Below are 19,510 nucleotides of genomic sequence, written 5' to 3' on the forward strand. Positions count from 1 at the left end.
TCAGTCCTCCCCCAGCCACAGGTTGGTCAGGTCGCCGTTGAGCACCGGGTACGGCAGCCAGTTGCGCACCCGGTGCCCGCGCAGCCAGTACTGGTGGGCGAAGAGGATCGGCACCACCGCGCAGTCGCGCAGCACCTCCCGCTCGGCGGCCCGCCAGTGCTCGTTCGCGGCCCTCTCGTCGGCGCAGCTCAGCGCCGCGTCGATGTGCTCGTTGACGATCTCGTTGTGGTAGTGGCCGAAGTTCGACCCCCAGTCGTCGTTGCCGGAGACGCCGGAGCTGTCGAAGAGGGCCTGGAGATAGACGCGGGCGTTGTTGCCGTGCCAGTCCGGCTCCCAGCCGGACAGCGCCACGTCCCAGCGGCCCTCGCGGGCGCCGTCGGCCCGGCCCAGGTATGTGCCGAACAGCTCGGTGATGCCGGCCGGGACGAGGTCGAGGGTGATGCCGGCCCGGGCGGCGGCGGACCGGACCACCCGCGCGGTCTCCGGGTGGATGTCCCGGTCCCGGTAGACCAGCTTCAACGTGAGCCCGTCGGGGTAGCCGGCGTCGGCGAGCAGCCGGCGGGCCAGCTCCGGGTCGCCGGCGCCGTCGTTCGCCGCGTACGGCGCGAACGGCCGGTGCGCGCGGCACAGCGGCGGCAGGATCTGCTCGGCGATGTCGTTGAGGCGACGCCCGCCCCAGACCTCGGCCACGGCGGTCTTGTCGATCGCGTACTGCAACGCCTCCCGGACCTCCCGGCGGCCCAGCGCACCGCCCTCGTTCGGGCTGAGCACGTTGATCACCAGGTACGGGCTGAACAGACCGGCCGGGCAGACCTCCAGCCGGGGGTCCCCGGCGGCGAACATCTCCGGCAGCCGCTCGGTCAGCGGCTGGATGTCCCACAACATGTCGGCGTCACCGAGGATCACCATGTCGTGGCAGGTCTTCTCGTCCAGCCCCTGCCGCACCTCGATGCGGTCCACGTGGGCGGCACGGACCGGGTCGGTGGCCGGGTCCCAGGTGCGGCTGCGCTCCAGCGTGATCAGCCGGTCCGGCTCGTAGGCGGTGATCCGGTACGGCCCGATCGAGCCGAGTCGCTGGTCCAGCTCGGGGCTGCCGGGCACGAACCAGAGGTACTCCTCCGGCGCCGGGGAGGCGAACGGCAACGCCAGGAGGTTGAGGAAGTCGGAGGTGGGGCGGCGGGTGGTCAGCTCCACCGTCCGGTCGTCGAGCACCCGCAGCCCGGGCACCTCGGCGGCCTCCAGGTAGGGCGCCACCACGTTGAGGTCGCGGGGCAGGGTGAGCAGGTCGTCGCGGAACTCGGCAAGCCCTTCGACGGTGCTCAGGTAGTAGGGCAGGCCGGGGCTGGGCGCCATCGGGTGGGCCAGCCGCTTGATGCCGCGTACCACGTCGGCGGCGGTCAACGGCCGGGGTCCGTTGGGCAGGTCCCAGCGGAGCCCGTCGCGCAGCGTGAACCGGTAGCGGCGGCCCTCGGCGTCGTACGGCCCGTCCGCCGCCACCGCCAGGTCCGGCACCAGGTCCCCGGCCCGCCGGTGGTCGCGGGTCGACGGGTAGGTGACCAGCTGCCGGGTGTACGCGCGGACGATCCCCCGGGTGACCGTGTGGTACGCCAGCGCCGGGTCGAGGTGGTCGACGTCGCCCGCGCCGACCAGGGTGAGCGTGCCGCCGCGGCGCGGGCCGTCCGCGCCGGGGATCAGTCCGAGGTCCGTCGATGCGTCTGCCGTGGTCATGCGGACTCCTCCAGCCAGAGGTTGGACAGGTCGAACCAGCGGTCCACCGTGGGCATGGCGATCGCGTTGCGGACCCGCCGGCCCTTGCGGTGCGGGATGGTCGGGGCGTGCACGAGGATCGGCACGATCGCGGCGTCCCGCATGACGCACAGGTCGACCTGGTGCCACAGTTCGGTGGCGCGGGCCCGGTCGGTGGCGCCGAGCGCCTCCTCGATCAGCCGGTCGACCTCCGGATTGCTGTAACCGCCGTAGTTGCTGGTGCCGCGGGACGTGTTGGTCTGGAACATCGGCTGGACGTAGGTGCGCCCGTTCGGGCCGAACCAGTCGGGCGTCCAGGACGGGGCGGAGATGTCCCAGGCGCCGGCGCGGGCGTTGGCCGGGTCGCGCAGGAACTGGTAGTACTCGGCGTGGCCGAGCGAGACCAGACGGACGCTGATACCGCCCTTCTCCAGGTCGGCGGCGTAGGAGCGGGCCACCTCCGGGTTGGCGTCCACGTCCCGGTGCACGGCGGTGAGGGTGAGCCCGTCCGGGTAGCCCGCCTCGGCCAGCAGCGCCCGGCAGCGCTCCGGGTCGCCCCGGTCCCCCGGTGTCGGGTACAGGTTGAAGTCGACGTGCCCGTCGTTGCCGGGCGGGATCGCCGTGTGCCCGGACAACATCACCGTCCCGGCCTCCAGGCCGTGGTAGATCTCGGCGATCGCCGCCTTGTCTATCGCGTACGCGATGGCCTGACGCACCTTGAGCTTGCTCATCGCCCGGTCGGCGTTCGGGCTGAGCAGGTTGAACACCAGGTACGGGTTGAGCGCGTAGCCGAGGTCGTTGCCCGGGTCGGTGGGCGCCACGTCGTACGGCTCGGTGATCGGTGACGCCCAGGACAGGTCGGCGCGGCCACTGTCGATCACCTCCCCCACCTGCTGCGGGCTGGCGATCTCCATGGTCACCTCGACCCCGTCCAGGTACTGCTGGCGCACCGGGTCGGACGCCTTGCGCCACACCGGGTTGCGGTCCAGCCGCACCGACTCGCCGTGGGCGTAGTGGGTGATCCGGTACGGCCCGTTGGAGCGCACCCGCCGCCGGAACTCCGCGCTGTCGGGCAGCACCTCGTCGTACTCGACCGGGGCGGCGGAGGCGCACTGCAGCGCCAGGATGTGCAGGAAGTCCACCGCCGGGCGGATCAGGTCGAAGACGATCGTCCGGTCGTCGACGGCGCGGACGCCGGCGATCTCGTGGTTGTTCTGGAACGCGGCCAGCTCGGCGGCGGCCGGCTCGGCCGAGGTGATCGCGGCGGCGTACGCGTCGCAGTACTCGGCCATCCCCCGGATGGTGCTGGTGAAGTAGCCGATCCCGCCGGCCTGCAGCACCGGGTTGGCCATCCGCTTGAAGCCGCGCACGAAGTCCCCGGCGGTCACCTCGCGGGGCGGGTCGGTGTCCCAGTACACGCCGGGGCGCAGCCGGATCGTGTAGCGGGTGTGGTCGGCGCTGATGCCGCCGTTGTCCACTGTCGGCACCGCCTCGGCCACGTCGGGCACGGGCGTGACGGCCGACGGGTCGCGCAGGTCGGCGACCGGCCGGTAGGTGAACAGCTGGCGGGCGAAGAGCCGGATGATCTGCCCGCCGAGCATGTAGTAGGCGCAGGCCGGATCGAGATGGTCCATGCTGCCGGGCCCGTAGAGCCGCAGGATTCCCCCGTACCGGGGCTGGCCGCCGTTCATCGACACACACCTTTCGTCGTCTCTGCGGTCCCCGCCACGTCGGCGCGCAGCTGCGACGGCAGCAGCGGCTCCCGCAGCAGCGTGTCGAAGCGGTCGGCGAGGCTGGTGTCCGGCTCGCGGGCGGCCAGCCAGGCGTCGACCAGCCGGCCGCCCTCGGAGTAGGTGACTGAGTACGCGCGCCACAGCGGGTCGGCGGCGAACGTGACCATCTGCTCGGCCCGGTCGGGTGGCAGCAGCATCCACCGCCGCAGGTAGGCAAGTGCCTCCGCCCGGTCGCCGCCCTCGTCGTGCAGGAGCAGGGCGGCGTCGATGCGGGCCGGCAGCAGGCGCACGATCAGGCCGCGCATCCGCTCGACCCGCTCGCCCTCGACGTGGACGCCCTCCCCGGCCAGGATGCCGGCGGTCCACTCGCCCCAGCCGGGGCCGAGCACCGCGTCGACCGCCGCCTCGGCCAGGCCCTCGGTGACCAGGCATCGGGGTGTGTCGACCAGGGCGATGGTGTGCTCGTCCTGGCCGCCGTCGCGGACCAGGCCGGCCTCCTTCAGGCAGTGCTCGGTGTGGTGGCCGGGGTACGACTCGTGCGCCACGATGATCGGCAGCGCGGCCACCGACCGGCCGCTCGCCGCGTTCAGCGCCACGGCGGAGCGGAAGCCGCCCAGGTAGCTGTTGTACGCGTTCCACGGCGCGTCCCGGACCACCGTGTACTCGACGCGCTCGGTCCCGGGCAGGCCGAACCGGTCCCGGGTCCGCTCGCGCAGCGCGTCGGAGACCGCCTGCACGCAGCGGTGCAGCCGGTCCGGCGGAACGGTGTTGCGCCGGTAGAACTCCTCCACCCGGTCCACGAGCGGTCCCGGCCCGGGCAGCAGCGCGTCGATCTCGTCGTGCACCGCCGCGTACCGCTCCGGCGGGGTGCGGGTCACGTCGACGTCGTAACAGGCGCGCACCTCGTCCCGGAAGGACATCGGCGTGCCGGCGAGCCGGTCGGCGACCGCGCGCAGCGCGGCGAGCTGGGCGGTGAGGTACCGCTGGCGGGCCGGTTCGAGGTCGCTGTCGTCGAGGGCGGCGAGCGTCCGGCCGGCCTGGCGGGACAGCTCGCGGGGGTCGGGCGGCGGTTCGGCGGCGACCTGGTCGCGCAGCGCCGGGTCACCGTAGTAGCAGTCGACGAGCCCGTCGACCAGCCGGCCGAGGCGCAGGCCGAGCAGCAGGTAGTCGCGGACCAGGGGGTTCACCCGGCCACCTCCGGGCGGGCGGCGGTCAGGTCCACGGCGTACCCCTGCGGGGGCAGCGGCGCGATCCCGTCGACCCGGTCCGGCCGCCTCGGCGCGGCCACCGGCGCCCGGTGCAGGATCGGCACCACCGCCACGTCGGCGACCGCGCGTTCCGCGGCGGCCCGCCAGGCGGCGTCGGCCCGCCACGGCTCCGGCGCGTCGAGCGCCCGCTCGATCAGCGCGTCCACCTCGGGTGCGGCGTAGCCGCCGTGGTTGGCGCCGCCGGGCACCGGGGTCGCCTGAAGCATCGCCTGCGCGAAGACCCGCCCGTTGTGCTCCAGCCAGTCGGGTACGCGCGCCGCCACCGCGAGCTGCCAGCCGCCGGCGGTGGCGGGGGCGCGCAGCGCCTCGGTGTACGCGGCGTCGGCGAGCCCGACCGCCCGGGTCGGCAGGCCGGCCCGGGTGAGGTCGCTCGCGCAGGCGTGCGCCACCTCGGGTCCGAGGCCGGAGTGCGGGTGGATCAGGACCAGCGGCGTGCCGTCGGCGTGGCCCGCCGAGGCGAGCAGTTCACGGGCCCGCGCCGGATCACCGGTGGGGTACGGATCGGCCGTGTCGTGCCCGGCGTTGCCCGGCGGGATCAGCGAGCCCGCGACCCGTACCGGCACGCCGGGGCGGTGCCGCCGGTACAGGTCGGCCACCGCGGCCTTGTCCACGGCGAGCGCCACGGCCTGCCGTACCCGGGGGTCGGCCCAGACCGGGTCGCGCAGGTTGAGCAGGAGGTACGGGTCGAGCGCCCAGCCGAGCGCGCCGTCGCCGTCGACCGGCTCGGCGGCCGGCAGCCCGCCGACTGCGGGCACGACCGGCACCTCGGCCGGCGCGTCGGTGGGCTCCGCGTCGGCGCGGCCGGCGCCGTCGCTCAGGCGCAGCTCCACCCGGTCGGCCTCGGCCCGCCGGTACGGGTCGGCGGCGGGCTCCCAGGCCGGGTTGCGGACCAGTTCGACCCATTCGCCGGGCCGGTGCCGCCGCACCCGGTACGGCCCGTTGGAGCGCAGGTGGGCGGCGGCCTCGGGGCTGCCGGGGACGAACGCGTCGTGCTCGACGGGCACCGCCGACGCCGCGGGCAGCGCGAGCATGTGCACGAAGTCCAGCGCCGGCCGGGCCAGCTCGATGACGAGCGTCTCGTCGTCGAGCGCGAAGACGCCGGGGATCTCGTGCGCGTTCTGGTACGCGGCCAGCGTCGCCGCGTCCCCGGCCTGGTGGGTGGCCTCCGCCGCCCAGGCGGTGGCGAAGTCGGCGAGGCCGCGCACGGTGCTCGCGAAGTACGCGAGTGACGGTGAGGGCCGGACCGGGTTGCACATCCGTTTGAAGCCGCGGACCACGTCGTGCGCGGTGACCGGACGCCGGTCGGGGGTGTCCCAGCGGACGCCGGGGCGCATGTGGAACACGTAGCTGCGGTGGCTGGCGCCGAGCCCGGCGTTCCAGGTGGAGGGGACCTCCAGGGCGAGGTCGGGCACCGGCGTGACGGCCTGCCAGTCGCGGACGTCCCGGGCGGTCTGCCAGGTGACGAGCTGCCGGGTGTGCAGCCGGACGAACGGGGCCGCCGACGCGGGGGCGCAGCTGGGGTCCAGCGGTGCGGCGTCGGTGGGCGCGACCACCCGCAGCACGCCGCCGCGCCGCCGCGCGGTGGCCGGCTCCGGCCGGTACGGGGCGACGGTCATGACAGCTCCCGGACGAGGTCGGCGATGGCGTCGACGGCGAGGTCGACCTCCTCGGCGGTGTTGTAGAGGTGGGTGCAGATCCGGGCGGCGTAGTGCTGGTGCGGTGAGCCGGCGACGTCGAACTCGGTCCACCGGGTCCAGATCCGGTGCCGGCTCTCCAGCTCGTCGACGAGGCGGGCGAATTTGGTGATGTTCCAGCCGTCGGCCCGGTCGGGGAACGGGTTGAACGCCACCAGCGGCGCGGTCAGCCGGTCGTCGGTGAGCGGTGAGTACAGCGACTCGACGCCGAACCGCTCGACGATCCGGGCGCGGGTGTGCGCGCCGAGCGCCACCGCGCGCCGCTCGATCCGGTCCCGGCCGATGCGGTCCCACAGCTCGCACGCCTTCGCCAGGGCGGCGCCCCGGGCGATGCTGGCACTGCCGGCGCTCTGCAGGTAGTCGCCCATGTTGTAGCTCTCCACCCGGGTGGTGGTACGCGGTGGCGGGGCGCCCATCATCGGGTACCAGGTGGAGATGACCGGCCAGAACGTCGGCAGCGGCAGCGGGTTGTGCTCGGGGTGGACCTTGTTGCGGACGTAGAGCAGCCCGGTGCCGAGCGGCCCGCACTGGAACTTCGAGCCGGAGCAGGTGACGAAGTCGGGTCCGAGCGCGCGCAGGTCGGTGTCGAACAGGCCGGGCAGCAGCGCGCCGTCGACCACTGTGGTCAGGCCGTGTTGCTGGGCCAGGTCGCAGAGCTGGCGCACCGGCATCCGGGTGCCGGTGAACAGCGTGACGGCGGCGAACGCCAGCACCTTCGTCCGCGGCGTGATCGCCCGGGCGAACATGTCGACGATCTCCTCGGCGGTGACGTCCGGCCCGACCGGCGGGGTCAGCACGGTGAGCGTGATCCGGTGCCGGTTGCGCAGCAGGTTGAAGTTGGACAGCACCGAGTAGCACTCGTGGCTGGTGGTGATGACCTCGTCGCCCTCGTGCAGGTCGAGCCCGTTGATGACGCGGGCCACCCCCTCGGTGGCGTTGTGGCAGATCACCATCTCGTCCTGGTCGACGCCGAACGCCCGGCCGATGGCGGCGCGGTGCTCGGGGTACATGCCGGGCGGGTAGACGTTGCGCAGTCCGCCGTTCCACTCCCGGGTCACCCGGTCGTTGACATCCAGCACCTCGTACGGCATCACGCCGATGGTGCCGGTGTTGAGGTGGACCGCGTCGGGCTCCATCGCGAACAGCGACCGCAGCTCCGCGAAGGAAGCGGCGCGCAGCGGGTCGGCCGGTGCGGGCGGCCCGCCGGTGCGGGAGGCCGTCGTGGTCGCGGGGTCGTCGGTCACGCTGACGCGCATGGCGTCCCTCCTGTCAGGAGCTGGCACCCGCCAGCGAATTTACCATATGATTCTCAAGTAAATAGTCGACCCGCTGCCCGCCCCGTCCGACCGCGCCGGGCTCTCCGGCGCGTCCCACCGCAGAGCAGGGAGAAGCGATGATCGCGTGCCACACCGGCGGTTGGCCGGACACCGAAGATCCTCAGCGGACGGAGCCGGCTGCCTCCGGCTGCTCGTGCGGCTGCGCCGGCCGCTGCCGGCCGCCGTCCGCCGGCGCCGGCGGTGAGCGCGACCGCCGGCAGGAGCAGTTCGACGCGCGCGACCGGGTGCCCTGACGCCGGGCGGGTGGGGGCGGCCGGGCCGCCGCCCCCACCGGGCCGGTCAGCCGCCGAGCACGTCCGGCAGCCGGACCGCCTTGAACCGCCGGTCGGCGAAGTCGCAGTACCAGACCAGCTCGCCGTCCCAGGCCAGCCCGGTCGGATGCCCCGGCAGCCGCACCGTGGCGACCAGCCGGCCCGACTCCGCGTCGACCGCGTGCAGCAGGCCGTCCTCGAACTCGGCGTAGAGCACGTGACCCTCGGCGTACGTGAGGCCCGAGGGCGACCCCACGACCGGGTGCTCCCGCTGCACCGTCATGGTCTCGAAGTCCCGTAGCTGGATCACCGCGGGCGCGCGCAGGCAGAGCCACACGCCCTCGGGCCCGGTCTCCATGCCGGTGACCCGGCCGTTGGAGGGCCGTACCGGCTTCGACCCGACGGTCTGGCCGGTGGCCGGGTCGATCAGCAGGATCCGCTTCGGCCGGCCGCCGATCTGGCACAGTTTTCCGTCCGCGTATCCCAGGTCGGCCCGCACGTCCGGGTACGCGAAGGACCGGCGTACCGCGCCGTCCGCCGGGTCGATCGCGAAGATCCGCGCGGCGTCCTGGTCGGAGTGCCAGAGCCAGGTGCCGTCCCAGGTCAGGCCGCACATGTAGCCGGCCGGGCCGGGCAGGCTGCGCACCACCTCGACGGGCGGTGCGATCGTCGAGCCGCTCACCGTCTCGTTCTCCCTTCGTTGGCTGACCCGGCCCGCGCCGGGCCGGCGGACCTGCGGGCGGCGTCAGTCGACGGCCGCCACCGGGGCGTTCAGCCGGGCCGTCAGCGCGGCGATGTGCGCCGGCGACGCGCCGCAGCACCCGCCGGCCACGGCGAGCCGGTACTCCACCGCCCAGCCGGCGACCAGGTCGCCGAACTCGGCGGGGTCGAGCAGCGGGCGCGGCCCGGGCGCGCCGTCGCGGCGGTCCTCCAGGTTCGGGTACGCGCCGATCGGGCCGTCGTCGGCGTCGCGCAGCGCCCGCAGGCACCGCTCGGTCGCCTCCGGGGCGGTGCAGTTGACAAGCACCACCTCGGCCCCGGCGGCGCGCACCGCGCGGGCGGCGTCCACCAGGGAGTCGCCGGACAGCAGCCGGCCCTGGTCGTCGCAGACGAAGGCGGCCCAGGCCCGGGCGCCCACCTCGCGTACCTGCTCCACCGCGATGCGTGCCTCGCGGGCGGTGTTCATGGTCTCCACCAGCACCAGCTCCACCCCGGCCCGGACCAGCTCCACGGCCAGCCAGCGGTGCTCCTCACGCAGCTCGTCGTCGGCCGGCACCAGGTCCGGCCGGTAGCAGTCCTCCACCGGAGCCATCGACGCGGCGATCCGGGTGCCGGGCGCGCCGGCCGTGTTGCGGGCGGCGAGCGCGACGCCGACGGCCGCGTGCACCATCCAGCCGAGGCCGGCGTCCTCCAGTCCGGCGCGGCGCAGCGCCCGCAGGTTGCAGCGCAGCGTGTTCGCCGTGAGCACCTGCGCCCCGGCGGTCAGGAACCGCTCGTGGACGTCGCGCAGCACGCGCCGCCGGCTGTCCGCCAGCAGCGCCGCGGTGCCCCACCACGGGGGCTGGTACGGCAGCCCGGCGCGCTGCAACTCGGTGGCGAGTCCTCCGTCGAGCACCACCGGGGCGCCGCCGGTCGTGAATGCGGACATGTCTCCTCCTTCGCGGGGCGGTAATGCCGGTCAGCGGGTCAGGCGCCGTCACGCAGCGCGGTGACCAGGTCCTCGACCAGGTCGGCCGGGTCCTCGATGCCGGGTGAGATCCGGATCAGCCGGTCGGTCAACCCGAGACGCCGGCGTACCTCGGGCGGCACCGGGCGGTGGGTCATCAGCGCCGGGCACTCGATCAGGGAGCGGACGCCGCCGAGGCTGACCGCGGCGGTGAACAGGCGTACCCGGTCGAGCAGCTTGGCCGGGTCGCCGCGGTACTCGAAGGCGGCGAGCGCGCCGGGCGCGGTCATCTGCCGGGCCGCCACCGCGTGCTGCGGATGCGTGGGCAGGCCCGGATAGCTGACCGTCGCGACGCTCGGCTCGGCCAGCAGCGCCGCCACCACCGCGCGGGTGTTCTCCACCTGCCGGGCGGTGCGCAGGGACAGCGTCTTCAGGCCGCGGTGGGTGAGGTAGCAGTCGAAGCCGCCGGGGGCGTTGCCGGCCACCGTGCGGTAGGCCAGGAACCGCCGGTGCAGCTCCTCGTCCTGGTAGACGAGCGCGCCGCCGAGCACGTCGAGATGACCGGCGACGGACTTGGTGGTGCTGTAGAGCGTGATGTCCGCGCCGTGCGCGAGCGGTCGTTGCAGCACCGGCCCGGCCAGCGTGTTGTCCACCACCACCAGGGCGCCGTGCCGGTGCGCGAGGTCGGACACCGCGGCGATGTCGGCGACCTTGAGCAGCGGGTTGGTGGGCGTCTCCAGCCACACCATGGCCAGCTCCGGGCCGCATTCGGACAGCGCGCGGTCCCGCTCGGCCGGGTCGGCGAAATCCACCGGCCGGACCGTCACGCCGCGCTCGGCGGCGGCGGCGAGCAGCTGGTGGGTGCCGCCGTACACGTCGTCGGAGGCGAGCACCAGCCGGCCCGGCGGCACCAGCGACAGCGCCGTCGTGGCGGCGGCCTGCCCGCTGGTGTACACGGTCGCGTGCCGGGCGTCCTCCAGCGCGGCGAGGCACTCCTCCAGCGCCTCCCGGTTGGGCTGCTCGCCCCGGGCGTAGAAGTAGCGCGGCGGGTCCTGGGCGGTGCGGTCGTAGGTGGTGGCGAGGTGGATCGGCGGCACCACGTCGCCGGTGCCGGGCACTGGTCGCTGGCCGACGTGCACCAGCCGGGTGTCGAACCTCATGACGCTCCCTTCCGGGCGCTGCTCAGAGGAACCGGACGTCGGGGTGGTCGGTGGTCCAGGGACCCGGTCGTACGCCGGCGAGCAACTCGCCGACGAGGTCGATCTCGGCGGTGGTGTTGTAGACGCCGAAGGAGAGCCGGACCGTGCCGAGCAGGCCCATCTCGTCGAGGAAGGTGCTGGCGCAGTGCACGCCGCAGCGCACCGCCACGCCGTGCCGGTCCAGGTGCGCCCCGACGTCGTACGGGTGGATGCCCTCGACCACGAACGAGACGATGCCGCTGGGGTCGGCGGCCGGGTCACCGACCACCCGCACCCGGTCGATCGCGGCGAGCACGTCGACGGCGTGCCGGACCAGCGCCCGGTCGTGCCGGCGGATCGCGTCCCAGCCGAGGTCGCGCAGGTAGTCCAGGGCGGCGGCCAGCCCGACCGCGCCGGCCACGTGCGGCGTGCCGGCCTCCCACCGGGCCGGCCCGTCGAGGTAGCGGACCGGCTGGTCGGCCGCGACGCCCTTCACGGTGCCGCCGCCCACCTGGTACGGGGGCAGCCCGGCGAGCAGGTCCCGGCGGCCGTGCAGCACGCCGACGCCCATCGGCCCGTACGCCTTGTGCCCGGAGAAGCAGTAGAAGTCGGCGTCGAGGTCGCGCACGTCGACCGGCCGGTGCGGTACGGCCTGGGCGCCGTCGACCACCACCAGCGCGCCGGCCCGGCGGGCGGCGGCGGTCATCTCCCGTACCGGGTTGACGGTGCCGAGCACGTTCGAGACGTGGGTGACCGCCACCAGCGCGGTGTCCGGGCCGAGCGCGGCGGCGAACCGGTCGGCCCCGACCCGCCCGTCCGGTCCGGCCGGCACCACTGTGAGCGTGGCGCCCGTACGGTCGCAGAGCCGGCGCCACGGCAGCAGGTTGCTGTTGTGCTCCATGCCGGTCACCACGACCCGCCGGCCCGGCCCGGCCACCCGTTGCCCGGCGGTGTCCGCGACCAGGTTGACCGCGGCGGTGGTGCCGGCGGTGAAGAGCACCTCCTCCGGCTGCGCCGCGCCGATCGCCCGCGCGACGCTCTCGCGGGCCTGCTCGTACCGCTCGGTGGACTCCAGGCCGAGCCGGTGGTAGCCGCGCCCGACGTTGCTGTTCGCCCCGGTGTAGTAGTCGGTCATCGCGTCCAGGACGACGCGGGGCTTCTGCGTGGTGGCGGCGTTGTCCAGGTAGGCGACGAGGTCGCCGGCCCGGCGGGCCAGCAGGGGGAAGTCGTCCCGTACCGCCCTGGGCAGCGCCTCCGGATCGTGTCGCACCGTGTCCGTCATGCCGGCTCCTGTCGCTTGACGGCCGGTCGTCGGTGCCGGCGTACGCGCCGCGCGGGGTCGCCCCCGCGACGCGCACGGACGCCGTCAGGCGCTCGGGCGACGGAGGGCGGACCGGTCGTCCCCGTGGGACCACAGTGCTCGGGAGGTGCCGCACGGGCGCGGCGTGCCGGACGACGACGGGCCCCGACGAACGCCGAGGCTAGTTCAGAATAATATAGTGATCCGGTCCCGTCACCCCCTGGCGCGGGTCAGTGACCGGAGGTCGTCTGAGCGGCGGGCGCGGCGCCGGCGTCCAGGCCGAGCAGCTCGCAGCAGCGCAGCACCGCGTCGATGTCGCCCTCCAGCTTGAGCTGCCCGCCGACCATCGCCATCAGCGGCGTGACCCGCCCGGCGCCGATGCGCACGAACGTGGCCGCGTCGGTGGTCGCCACCATCGCCGGGTCGTCGGACGGCCCCTTCGCCACGCGCGGCACCCCGCCGGCGACGTCGATGCGGAAGACCTCGTCGTCGACCTGGAACTGGTAGCTCTCGTCGATCGGGGAGATCTTGTCCCACTGGAACATCGCCTCCACGGCGAGGAAGCCCCAGTGCGGGCGGACCGTGTCCTCGGCGTTCAGGTCACCGACGAACTCCAGGCCCCAGTGCGCGAGCCCGAGCACCATCGGCCGCAGCGCCTGCCCGGTCGGGGTCAGCTCGTAGGAGAGCCGGCCGCCGGTGCCGTGCACGTCGACCTGCCGCAGCACGCCCGAGTCGACGAGGAACTTGAGCCGGTCGGCGAGCAGGTTCGTGCCGATGCCGGGCAGGTCCGCGAGCAGTTCGCTGTAGCGCCGGGGACCCATCAGCAGCTCCCTGATGATCAGCAGCGTCCAGCGTTCGCCCAGCACGTCGAGCGCGGACGCGAGCCCGCAGTACTGGTGGTAGGAGCGCTTGCCGGCGAGGCCAGTCTGTGCCATTCCGCTATCGTATATTTTAGTCGGCTGTTTGCGCAGGTGGGGCCGCGCTGTCGAAGCGACCGGCCAGGCCCGGCGGACCGTTCGGCCAGCGGTCAGGCGGCGGCCCGGCGGCCGAAGAGCCCGCGCATCAGCACCGGCTTGGCCAGCTCCTGGAAGTCGAGGTCGGGGTCGAGCTCGCGTACCGTCCCCTCGATCACCAGCAGCGACAGCAGCGGGAAGATGAGTTCCGGCGCGGCGTGCACGCCGTAGCGGCGTTGCAGGTCGAACATCTCCGCGGCGAACGCGATCAGGCTGAACTCCCGGGCCGGCAGCCCGTGGCTGCGCTCCACCAGGTCGGCCATCCGGACCAGGAACGTCTCCACGTCGGCGTCCGGCCGCAGGCCGGTGCCGCTGCGCACCACGATCTCGGCGCAGTACCGGCCGCGCCCGATCGACATGTTCATGAAGAACTCCGCGAACAACCGGCGCAGCTCCTCGGTGAGCTGCACGCTGAACCCGGCGTCGAGCACCACCACCTGGGCGCCCCGGGTGAAGTAGAGGTTGCCCGGGTGCATGTCGCAGTGGACGAATCCGTCCACGAAGAGCATGTGGTAGATCGCTGTCATCGCGGAGGCGGCGAACCGCTTTCGCACGGCCGCCGACATCGACCGCGCCACGTCCACGTCGAGGTCCGGCATGAACTCCATGACCAGGCAGCGCGGCCGGCAGGCGTCGTCGCGTACGCCGGGCACCCGGACCCGGGGCACCACGGCGAGGTTCTCCTTGAGCCGGCGCAGGTTCTCCGCCTCCCGGGCGAAGTCGAGCTGGCCGAACACCGCTCCGCACATGTTCTCGACCACCTCCCGCACCGGGACGCCGCGCAGCATCGGCAGCCGGGCCATCACCCGGGCGCCGTGCCGCATCAGCGCGAGGTCGAGGGCCATCGTCGACTCGATGCCGGGACGGCGCAGCTTGAGCGCCACCTCGGCGCCGTCGGGCATCCGGCCGCGGTAGACGCAGGCCACGCTGCCGCTGGCCACCGGCGTCGGGTCGATCTCCGCGAACTCCGCGGGCGTCTCGCTGCCGTACGCCTCGGCCAGCGCCCGGCTGGTCTGCTCGGGGGTCATCGGGTCGACCCGGTCCTGGAGCACCGACAGCTCGTCGCAGAGCGCGGCCGGCAGCACGTCGCGCCGGGTGCCGAGCACCTGCCCGGCCTTGACGAACGTCGGGCCGAGCCGCATCAGCAACGTGGTGAGACGGCGGTACAGCAGCCGGCGGGCCGCCGCCCGGTCACCTCGGACCGCCTTGACCAGCGCCGCCGGCAGCACCGGCAGCAGGTGGGCGGCGCCGACCGCGCCGATCCGGGTCGAGCGGGCCAGCAGAGCGCGCGTGGTCGCCATGGACGTCAACCCTTCGTGATGCCCGGCACCTCGATCGCCCGGAGCTGCAGGGTGGTGAAGTCGCAGTACCAGATGCGGCGGCCGTCCCAGGTGATGCCGGTCGGGTTGCCCGCGACCGAGTAGGCGGCCACCTCCCGGCGGGCCGCCACGTCGTACAGGTTGATGGTGGCCGCGTCGCGGTCGGAGTAGACGAGGTAGCTGTCGGAGACGGTCAGGCCGGCGATCGGCTGCCGGACCGGGAACGTGTCGATCAGCCCGAAACCGTCCGGGTCGCGCAGGTCGACCTGGCGCAGGTCCTCGTAGCCCAGCCAGAGCCCGTGCCGGGTCGCCTCCAGCCCGCACAGCACGTTGCCGGGGCGCGGGTTGCCGAACTCGCCGAGCAGCTCGCCGTCCTCGGGATCGACCAGCCGCAGCACACGGTCGTCGCCCGCCACCTGCAGCAGCCGCCCGCCGATCGTGGTCAGGTCGGTGCGCACGCCGGGGCAGTCGAGCCGGCGGACCACCTTGCCGCTGATCGGGTCCAGGGAGGCGATCTGGCTGGAGACCGCCTCGGAGAACCAGAGGCACTCCGCGGACCAGGTCAGGCCGCAGAGCTTGAGAGCGCCACGGACGGGAATGTCGCGGACGGTACCCACCGCGAAGGGCATCAGGACCTCCTCTGCCGGGACAGGCCGCACTCCAGCCGCCAGCCGGTCACGGCGCGGACGTCGCGCCGGGCCGGCCGGCGCAGGGCGACGGACAGCTCGTCGCCCTCGGCCACGTCGGTGTGCCGCAGCGGCCACACCCAGACCGCCCAGTTGCATCCGGGGTACGACGGGAAGTTCGACAGCGTCACGTCGTCGGTGAAGTCGGCGGTGAAGAAGCCGAGCACGGCGTGCAGCCTCCCCGGCGCGATGACCGGCAGCCGCTGCCGCAGCGTCTGCCGGGACGGCGACCGGCCGTCGAGCGCCTGGTCGAGCACCACTGTGGGCTCGGTCAGCAGCTTCGGCGGACGCTGGAAGAAGTGCAGCTGGGCCGCCGGGGCCACGAGCTCCTGCACCGGGTCGAGCCGGTAGCCGTAGAAGTCGCCGCCCCACAGCCCCCAGCCCTCGTCGGCGAACTCGGCCGCGGCCAGCCAGGTCCGCAGCCGCCGGGGCACCACCCGGCCGCCGGGGCGCAGGTGGCGACGGGCGATCACGTGCAGCACCTCGGCCATCTCCTCCTCCGGGCCGAGGTTTCCCATCATCTCGGAGACCAGCACGTCCGCCTTGCGGGGCAGCCGGACCGTACGGGCGTCGCCGGTGACCAGGGTGAGCCGTCCCTTGAGGTCGTTGGCCTCGATGATGCGGGCCGCCGCCGCGGCGGTGGCCGGGTCGGCCTCGACCGCGTACACGTGCTCGGCGCCGTGCCGCAGCGCCAGCAGGGAGAGCGCGAGCAGCCCCGCGCCCACGTCGACCACCACGTCGCCGGGGGTGACGGCCTCCTCCAGCGCCCTGTCGTACGCCCGCAGCCGGGGCGCGTCGCCGAGCATCATCTGGTGCATGAGCAGCAGCCGCTGGTCCACGCGGTACCCCCTGAGCGCGCGTCCCTCCCGACCGCCGTAGCAGCCGGGAGGGACATCGTGACGGTACGTTGCTATTGGTTTTACTAGTAGAACCTCTGGCCGGCAAGCCCGTCAAGCGGACCCGTCGGTCAGGCGTTCACCGCGGCGTGCTCGCCGACCAGCGCGTCCCGCATCACCAGGTTGACGCCGGTGAGGCGAGCCTTCGGCTGCTCGTCCACGGTGACCAGGGCGGTGTCCGAGCCGTCCAGCTTGAGCTCGGTGCCGGTGGCCTCCATGCCGCGCATCTTGCCGTTGACGTGCACGGAGTTGGCGGCGTAGAGCGTCTCGTGCGGCGTGACCAGCTCGAACTCGGCGTCGATGTGCAGGTCGCCGGGGAACTTGAGCCGGCTGAGGCTGTCCTCGTTGCCCTCGCCCAGCGTGCCGCCGGAGACCCGCGGCCAGCTCGCCCGCAGCATGACCCGGCCACCCAGCTCCGGGCTGTGTCCGACGACCGCGACGCGGGCCAGCTGGGCGAGCACGCCCGGGCCCTCGTCGTGCTTGTCCGGGCCGAAGAGCAGCACCTCGGCACCGGCCGCCTTGCGGTAGTCCCCGGCCAGGTCGACCCGCACCGTCTTGCCGTTGACCTCGACCTCGATCTGCCCCTCCAGCGAGGTCTGCATGATCATGGACGGGTCGACCAGCATGGACATGCACGGGCCGGCGCTGGGCGCGAAGAACAGGTTCGGCGTGATCCCGACCGGCTGGTTCTCGTCGTTGGCCGGGTACCACGCCTCCGGCAGCGTGGTGCCCTTGACGACGTTCGGCGCGGCCATCACGTCGAAGGGACCGTCACCGCGCGGCTTGCCCAGGTAGGGCCCGGTCAGCGGCTTCTTGAACGGCGGGACGCTGTCGACCACGCCGTAGATGTCGATGACGTTGCGGTGGGCGAGCCGCAGCGTGCTCGACTCCAGGATGCCGAAGCGGCGGATGTAGAACTCGGCCGGGAAGTTCTTGCCCGGCACGATCTGCCGCACGTGCCCGCTGTTGGGCAGGAACGGGTTGGACAGGACCTGGATGCGGTCGTCCAACTCGTAGCTGAACCCCTTGATGCCCACCTCGGGCGCGCTGATCAGCTCGGTGGCGAACTGCGCGTAGCCGTTCTCGTCGACCTTGTGCTCGAAGCCCGGCATGGGCCACTTGTTGAGCTGCACGAAGCCGGACAGGTTGATCGTCTCGCGGCGGCCCGAGTAGTAGTCCTCGCCGAAGACCACGGTTGCCGCGGCGAGGATGTGCGGGCGGATCGGCTTGGGTTCGAGGTTCAGGGACTCGTAGGTCTCTCTGGTGCTCAAGCCAGACACCTCCAATGTCTGTCGGCAGGGGTCAGCGGCGGTCTGAGGGCCGCTGGTGGACCGGACCCGACCGGTCCCGCCGAACTTCAAGCTATGTGTTTTTAAAGCGTGCTGTCAATGCCTGAAGCATCGTCAGGTGTCATCGGCCTCCAGAACGCGACGGCCCGCTCCCCCGGCGGGGAGCGGGCCGTCGCGGCGGCCGCCGGTCAGTCCGGCACGGCCGCCGCGCCGGCCGGCAGCAACGGCCGGGACAGCGGCAGGGGCAGTTCGGCGGCGGGACTCGTCACGGCCCCCGGGGTGCCCGTCTCCAGCGCCAGCCGGCGCAGCAGGCCGAGCATCCGGTACCGGCCGCCGGTCGTCCCGACCGGCATCACCAGGGACTTGTCCACCAGGGCGGCGAGCACCACCCGCACGTCCGTGGGCCCGGACGGATGGGGCCGCCAGAACCGCTGGGCGGCCGCCAGGTCGAACACCCCCGGCAGCAACGCGACGCGCTGGAACAGACAACGCTCGGCCACGTCGAGGCGCTGGACGCTACGGTCGAGCATCGCCCGCAGCGACGTGTGGCGTGACTCCGGTCCGGCGGCGGGCGGGCGCAGTCCGTCCAGCGGTCCCTCCAGCTTGCGCAGCACCCCGTCCAGACTCTCGGTGGCCAGGCACGCCGCCGCCATCTCCAGGGCCAGCGGCAGGCCGTCGAGCCGGCGGCAGATCTCCACCGCGACCTCCGCGTCCCGCCGGTCGAGGCGGAACCCGGGGCGGGCCTGGGCCGCCCGTTCGGCGAGCAGCGCGACCGCCGGATTGGACAGGACCGACGGCCATCCGCCCGGCTGCGGCACCGGGAGCGGATGCAGGCGCTGGACCCGCTCGTACGGCAGCCCGAGCGGCTGACGCGAGCCGGTCAGCACCGCCACGTCCGGGCACGCCAGCAACAGCCGGTCGGCGACCACCGCACACGCGTCGACCAGGTGCTCGGCGTTGTCCAGCACCACGAGTGTCGGCTGGTCGCGCAGCAGTTCGACCGGATCCTCGGCGCCGTTGCCCCCGAGCATCCGGGCCAGCCGGCGTTCCAGCTGCCGCCGGTCACTGAGATCGAGCGTGTCCACCGTCAGGACCCCGCCGGTGAAGACGCGGGCGGCCTGGTGGGCGGCGCGCAGGGTCACCGCCGACTTGCCACAGCCGGGCGCGCCGGTGACGGTCACCGCGCGGTACTTCGCCAGCAGGGCCGCCAGGTCGGCGATGTCCCCGGCCCGCCAGTGCAGCGGCCCGGAGATCGGCCCGCAGCCGGGCCTGCGCCTTGCGGCCGGCACCGCCGGCGCCGGCCGGGGCACCGGTGGACGGCCGGCCGGGCGCACCAGCGCCCGGTGCACCGCCCGCAGTTCCTCCCCCGGGTCGACGCCCAGTTCGGTACGGAGCCGCTCGGTGATGTCGGCGTACCGGTGCAGGGCCACGGTCCGGTGCCCGCTGCTGCCGAGCACGGCCAGATAGTCGGCCTGGATCGCCTCGTGCAGGGGTTCCAGCCGGGCCAGCCGGGTGGCGGTGTCGAGCACCGCCGCAGCGCGTCCCAGCCGCAGCCCCAGACCGACGTAGCTGTGCGAGGTCGCCACCCAGGCCGCACCCAGGGCCTCCACCTCGATGTTGTCGTGCAGCAGCGAGCGCAGCTCACCGAGGGTCGGGCTGCGCCACAGGTCCAGCGCCTGCCCGAGCAGGTGGAACGCCTCCTCGCGGCAGCCCTCGCCGATCCGCTTCTCGGCCTCGGCGACACAGCGGCGGAACCGCGCGACGTCCGTCTCGACGGTCTCGGCGCGCAGCGAGTACCCGGTGACGGTCGAGGCGATGACCCGTACCCGGCGCCGCGGCGGATGCTCCGGTTCGAGGACCTGGCGCAGCCGGGCCACGTACGTGTGCACGAGCGACCGGGCGCTCGGCGGGACTACGCCGCCCCAGACCGCCTCCTCCACCTCGCTCACCGGGACGCTGTCGCCCAGGCGTAACGCCAGAAGCGAGAGCACCGCCCGCTGCTTGGCCGGTCCGGGCTCCACCGGATGCCCCTTCCGCCGCACGCGCAGCGGACCCAACAGGTCGACCCGGTAACAGGCGCGACTCTCCATCATCTATCCCCCCAGGCTCAGCGTGAGCCCGAGACTGGCACATC

The 19,510-nt window shown here is 73.7% G+C and carries 15 protein-coding genes; all 15 read right to left on the minus strand.

Features of this window, described 5'->3' with window-relative positions; all coding sequences use genetic code 11:
- The 15 genes from O7542_RS16445 to O7542_RS16515 all read right to left on the minus strand — a co-directional run bounded on the left by O7542_RS16445 (nt 1) and on the right by O7542_RS16515 (nt 19,466).
- Nucleotides 1-1,728, minus strand: coding sequence for an ABC transporter substrate-binding protein (locus O7542_RS16445; protein WP_210888484.1), 1,728 nt, complete (start codon nt 1,726-1,728; stop codon nt 1-3).
- A complete protein-coding gene (locus O7542_RS16450) occupies nt 1,725-3,437 on the minus strand; it encodes an ABC transporter substrate-binding protein (RefSeq protein WP_043325235.1) in 1,713 nt (570 codons plus the stop codon). Before O7542_RS16450 ends, O7542_RS16445 begins: the two co-directional genes overlap by 4 nt.
- Nucleotides 3,434-4,666 carry a DUF885 domain-containing protein gene (locus tag O7542_RS16455; protein WP_281604834.1) on the minus strand — a complete coding sequence of 411 codons (1,233 nt, stop codon included), beginning with the start codon at nt 4,664-4,666 and terminating at the stop codon, nt 3,434-3,436. Before O7542_RS16455 ends, O7542_RS16450 begins: the two co-directional genes overlap by 4 nt.
- Entirely contained in the window at nt 4,663-6,363 is a 1,701-nt protein-coding gene (locus tag O7542_RS16460) for an ABC transporter substrate-binding protein (RefSeq protein WP_281604835.1), read from the minus strand. Before O7542_RS16460 ends, O7542_RS16455 begins: the two co-directional genes overlap by 4 nt.
- A complete protein-coding gene (locus O7542_RS16465; RefSeq protein ID WP_281604836.1) occupies nt 6,360-7,697 on the minus strand; it encodes an aminotransferase class V-fold PLP-dependent enzyme in 1,338 nt (445 codons plus the stop codon). Before O7542_RS16465 ends, O7542_RS16460 begins: the two co-directional genes overlap by 4 nt.
- A gap of 360 nt (nt 7,698-8,057) precedes the next feature.
- Nucleotides 8,058-8,711 (minus strand): hypothetical protein, encoded by a 654-nt coding sequence (locus tag O7542_RS16470; RefSeq protein ID WP_030499579.1) that lies wholly within the window; start codon nt 8,709-8,711, stop codon nt 8,058-8,060.
- Nucleotides 8,712-8,774: 63 nt separating this feature from the next.
- Nucleotides 8,775-9,677 (minus strand): homocysteine S-methyltransferase family protein, encoded by a 903-nt coding sequence (locus O7542_RS16475; protein ID WP_064447383.1) that lies wholly within the window; start codon nt 9,675-9,677, stop codon nt 8,775-8,777.
- Nucleotides 9,678-9,715: 38 nt separating this feature from the next.
- The gene (locus O7542_RS16480; protein ID WP_064447382.1) at nt 9,716-10,855 is read right to left on the minus strand and encodes a PLP-dependent aspartate aminotransferase family protein; all 1,140 of its coding nucleotides are present in this window, start codon (nt 10,853-10,855) and stop codon (nt 9,716-9,718) included.
- A 22-nt stretch (nt 10,856-10,877) separates the two neighbouring features.
- Nucleotides 10,878-12,155, minus strand: coding sequence for a cysteine desulfurase (locus tag O7542_RS16485; RefSeq protein ID WP_104115333.1), 1,278 nt, complete (start codon nt 12,153-12,155; stop codon nt 10,878-10,880).
- Nucleotides 12,156-12,403: 248 nt separating this feature from the next.
- Entirely contained in the window at nt 12,404-13,108 is a 705-nt protein-coding gene (locus tag O7542_RS16490) for a crotonobetainyl-CoA--carnitine CoA-transferase (protein WP_043325247.1), read from the minus strand.
- Nucleotides 13,109-13,200: 92 nt separating this feature from the next.
- Nucleotides 13,201-14,487: an AarF/UbiB family protein gene (locus O7542_RS16495; protein WP_064447380.1), complete on the minus strand. Its 1,287-nt coding sequence runs from the start codon at nt 14,485-14,487 to the stop codon at nt 13,201-13,203.
- 5 nt (nt 14,488-14,492) lie between these two features.
- Nucleotides 14,493-15,134 carry a hypothetical protein gene (locus tag O7542_RS16500; RefSeq protein ID WP_043325250.1) on the minus strand — a complete coding sequence of 214 codons (642 nt, stop codon included), beginning with the start codon at nt 15,132-15,134 and terminating at the stop codon, nt 14,493-14,495.
- Nucleotides 15,134-16,030, minus strand: coding sequence for a 50S ribosomal protein L11 methyltransferase (locus tag O7542_RS16505; RefSeq protein WP_043325252.1), 897 nt, complete (start codon nt 16,028-16,030; stop codon nt 15,134-15,136). Before O7542_RS16505 ends, O7542_RS16500 begins: the two co-directional genes overlap by 1 nt.
- Nucleotides 16,031-16,158: 128 nt before the next feature.
- Nucleotides 16,159-17,358 (minus strand): DUF6004 family protein, encoded by a 1,200-nt coding sequence (locus tag O7542_RS16510; protein ID WP_030499571.1) that lies wholly within the window; start codon nt 17,356-17,358, stop codon nt 16,159-16,161.
- A 206-nt stretch (nt 17,359-17,564) separates the two neighbouring features.
- A complete protein-coding gene (locus tag O7542_RS16515) occupies nt 17,565-19,466 on the minus strand; it encodes a BTAD domain-containing putative transcriptional regulator (RefSeq protein WP_223201159.1) in 1,902 nt (633 codons plus the stop codon).
- Between the last annotated feature and the right edge of the window lie 44 nt (nt 19,467-19,510).

It is taken from the genome of Micromonospora sp. WMMC264 (assembly GCF_027497275.1).
In the GTDB taxonomy this organism is placed as follows: domain Bacteria; phylum Actinomycetota; class Actinomycetes; order Mycobacteriales; family Micromonosporaceae; genus Micromonospora; species Micromonospora chalcea.

Coding starts and splice junctions, on each gene's coding strand:
- O7542_RS16445 (WP_210888484.1), bottom strand. CDS start 1,728: ATGACCACGGCAGACGCATCGACGGACCTCGGACTGATCCCCGGCGCG.
- O7542_RS16450 (WP_043325235.1), bottom strand. CDS start 3,437: ATGAACGGCGGCCAGCCCCGGTACGGGGGAATCCTGCGGCTCTACGGG.
- O7542_RS16460 (WP_281604835.1), bottom strand. CDS start 6,363: ATGACCGTCGCCCCGTACCGGCCGGAGCCGGCCACCGCGCGGCGGCGC.
- O7542_RS16465 (WP_281604836.1), bottom strand. CDS start 7,697: ATGCGCGTCAGCGTGACCGACGACCCCGCGACCACGACGGCCTCCCGC.
- O7542_RS16475 (WP_064447383.1), bottom strand. CDS start 9,677: ATGTCCGCATTCACGACCGGCGGCGCCCCGGTGGTGCTCGACGGAGGA.
- O7542_RS16480 (WP_064447382.1), bottom strand. CDS start 10,855: ATGAGGTTCGACACCCGGCTGGTGCACGTCGGCCAGCGACCAGTGCCC.
- O7542_RS16485 (WP_104115333.1), bottom strand. CDS start 12,155: ATGACGGACACGGTGCGACACGATCCGGAGGCGCTGCCCAGGGCGGTA.
- O7542_RS16490 (WP_043325247.1), bottom strand. CDS start 13,108: ATGGCACAGACTGGCCTCGCCGGCAAGCGCTCCTACCACCAGTACTGC.
- O7542_RS16495 (WP_064447380.1), bottom strand. CDS start 14,487: ATGGCGACCACGCGCGCTCTGCTGGCCCGCTCGACCCGGATCGGCGCG.
- O7542_RS16500 (WP_043325250.1), bottom strand. CDS start 15,134: ATGCCCTTCGCGGTGGGTACCGTCCGCGACATTCCCGTCCGTGGCGCT.
- O7542_RS16515 (WP_223201159.1), bottom strand. CDS start 19,466: ATGGAGAGTCGCGCCTGTTACCGGGTCGACCTGTTGGGTCCGCTGCGC.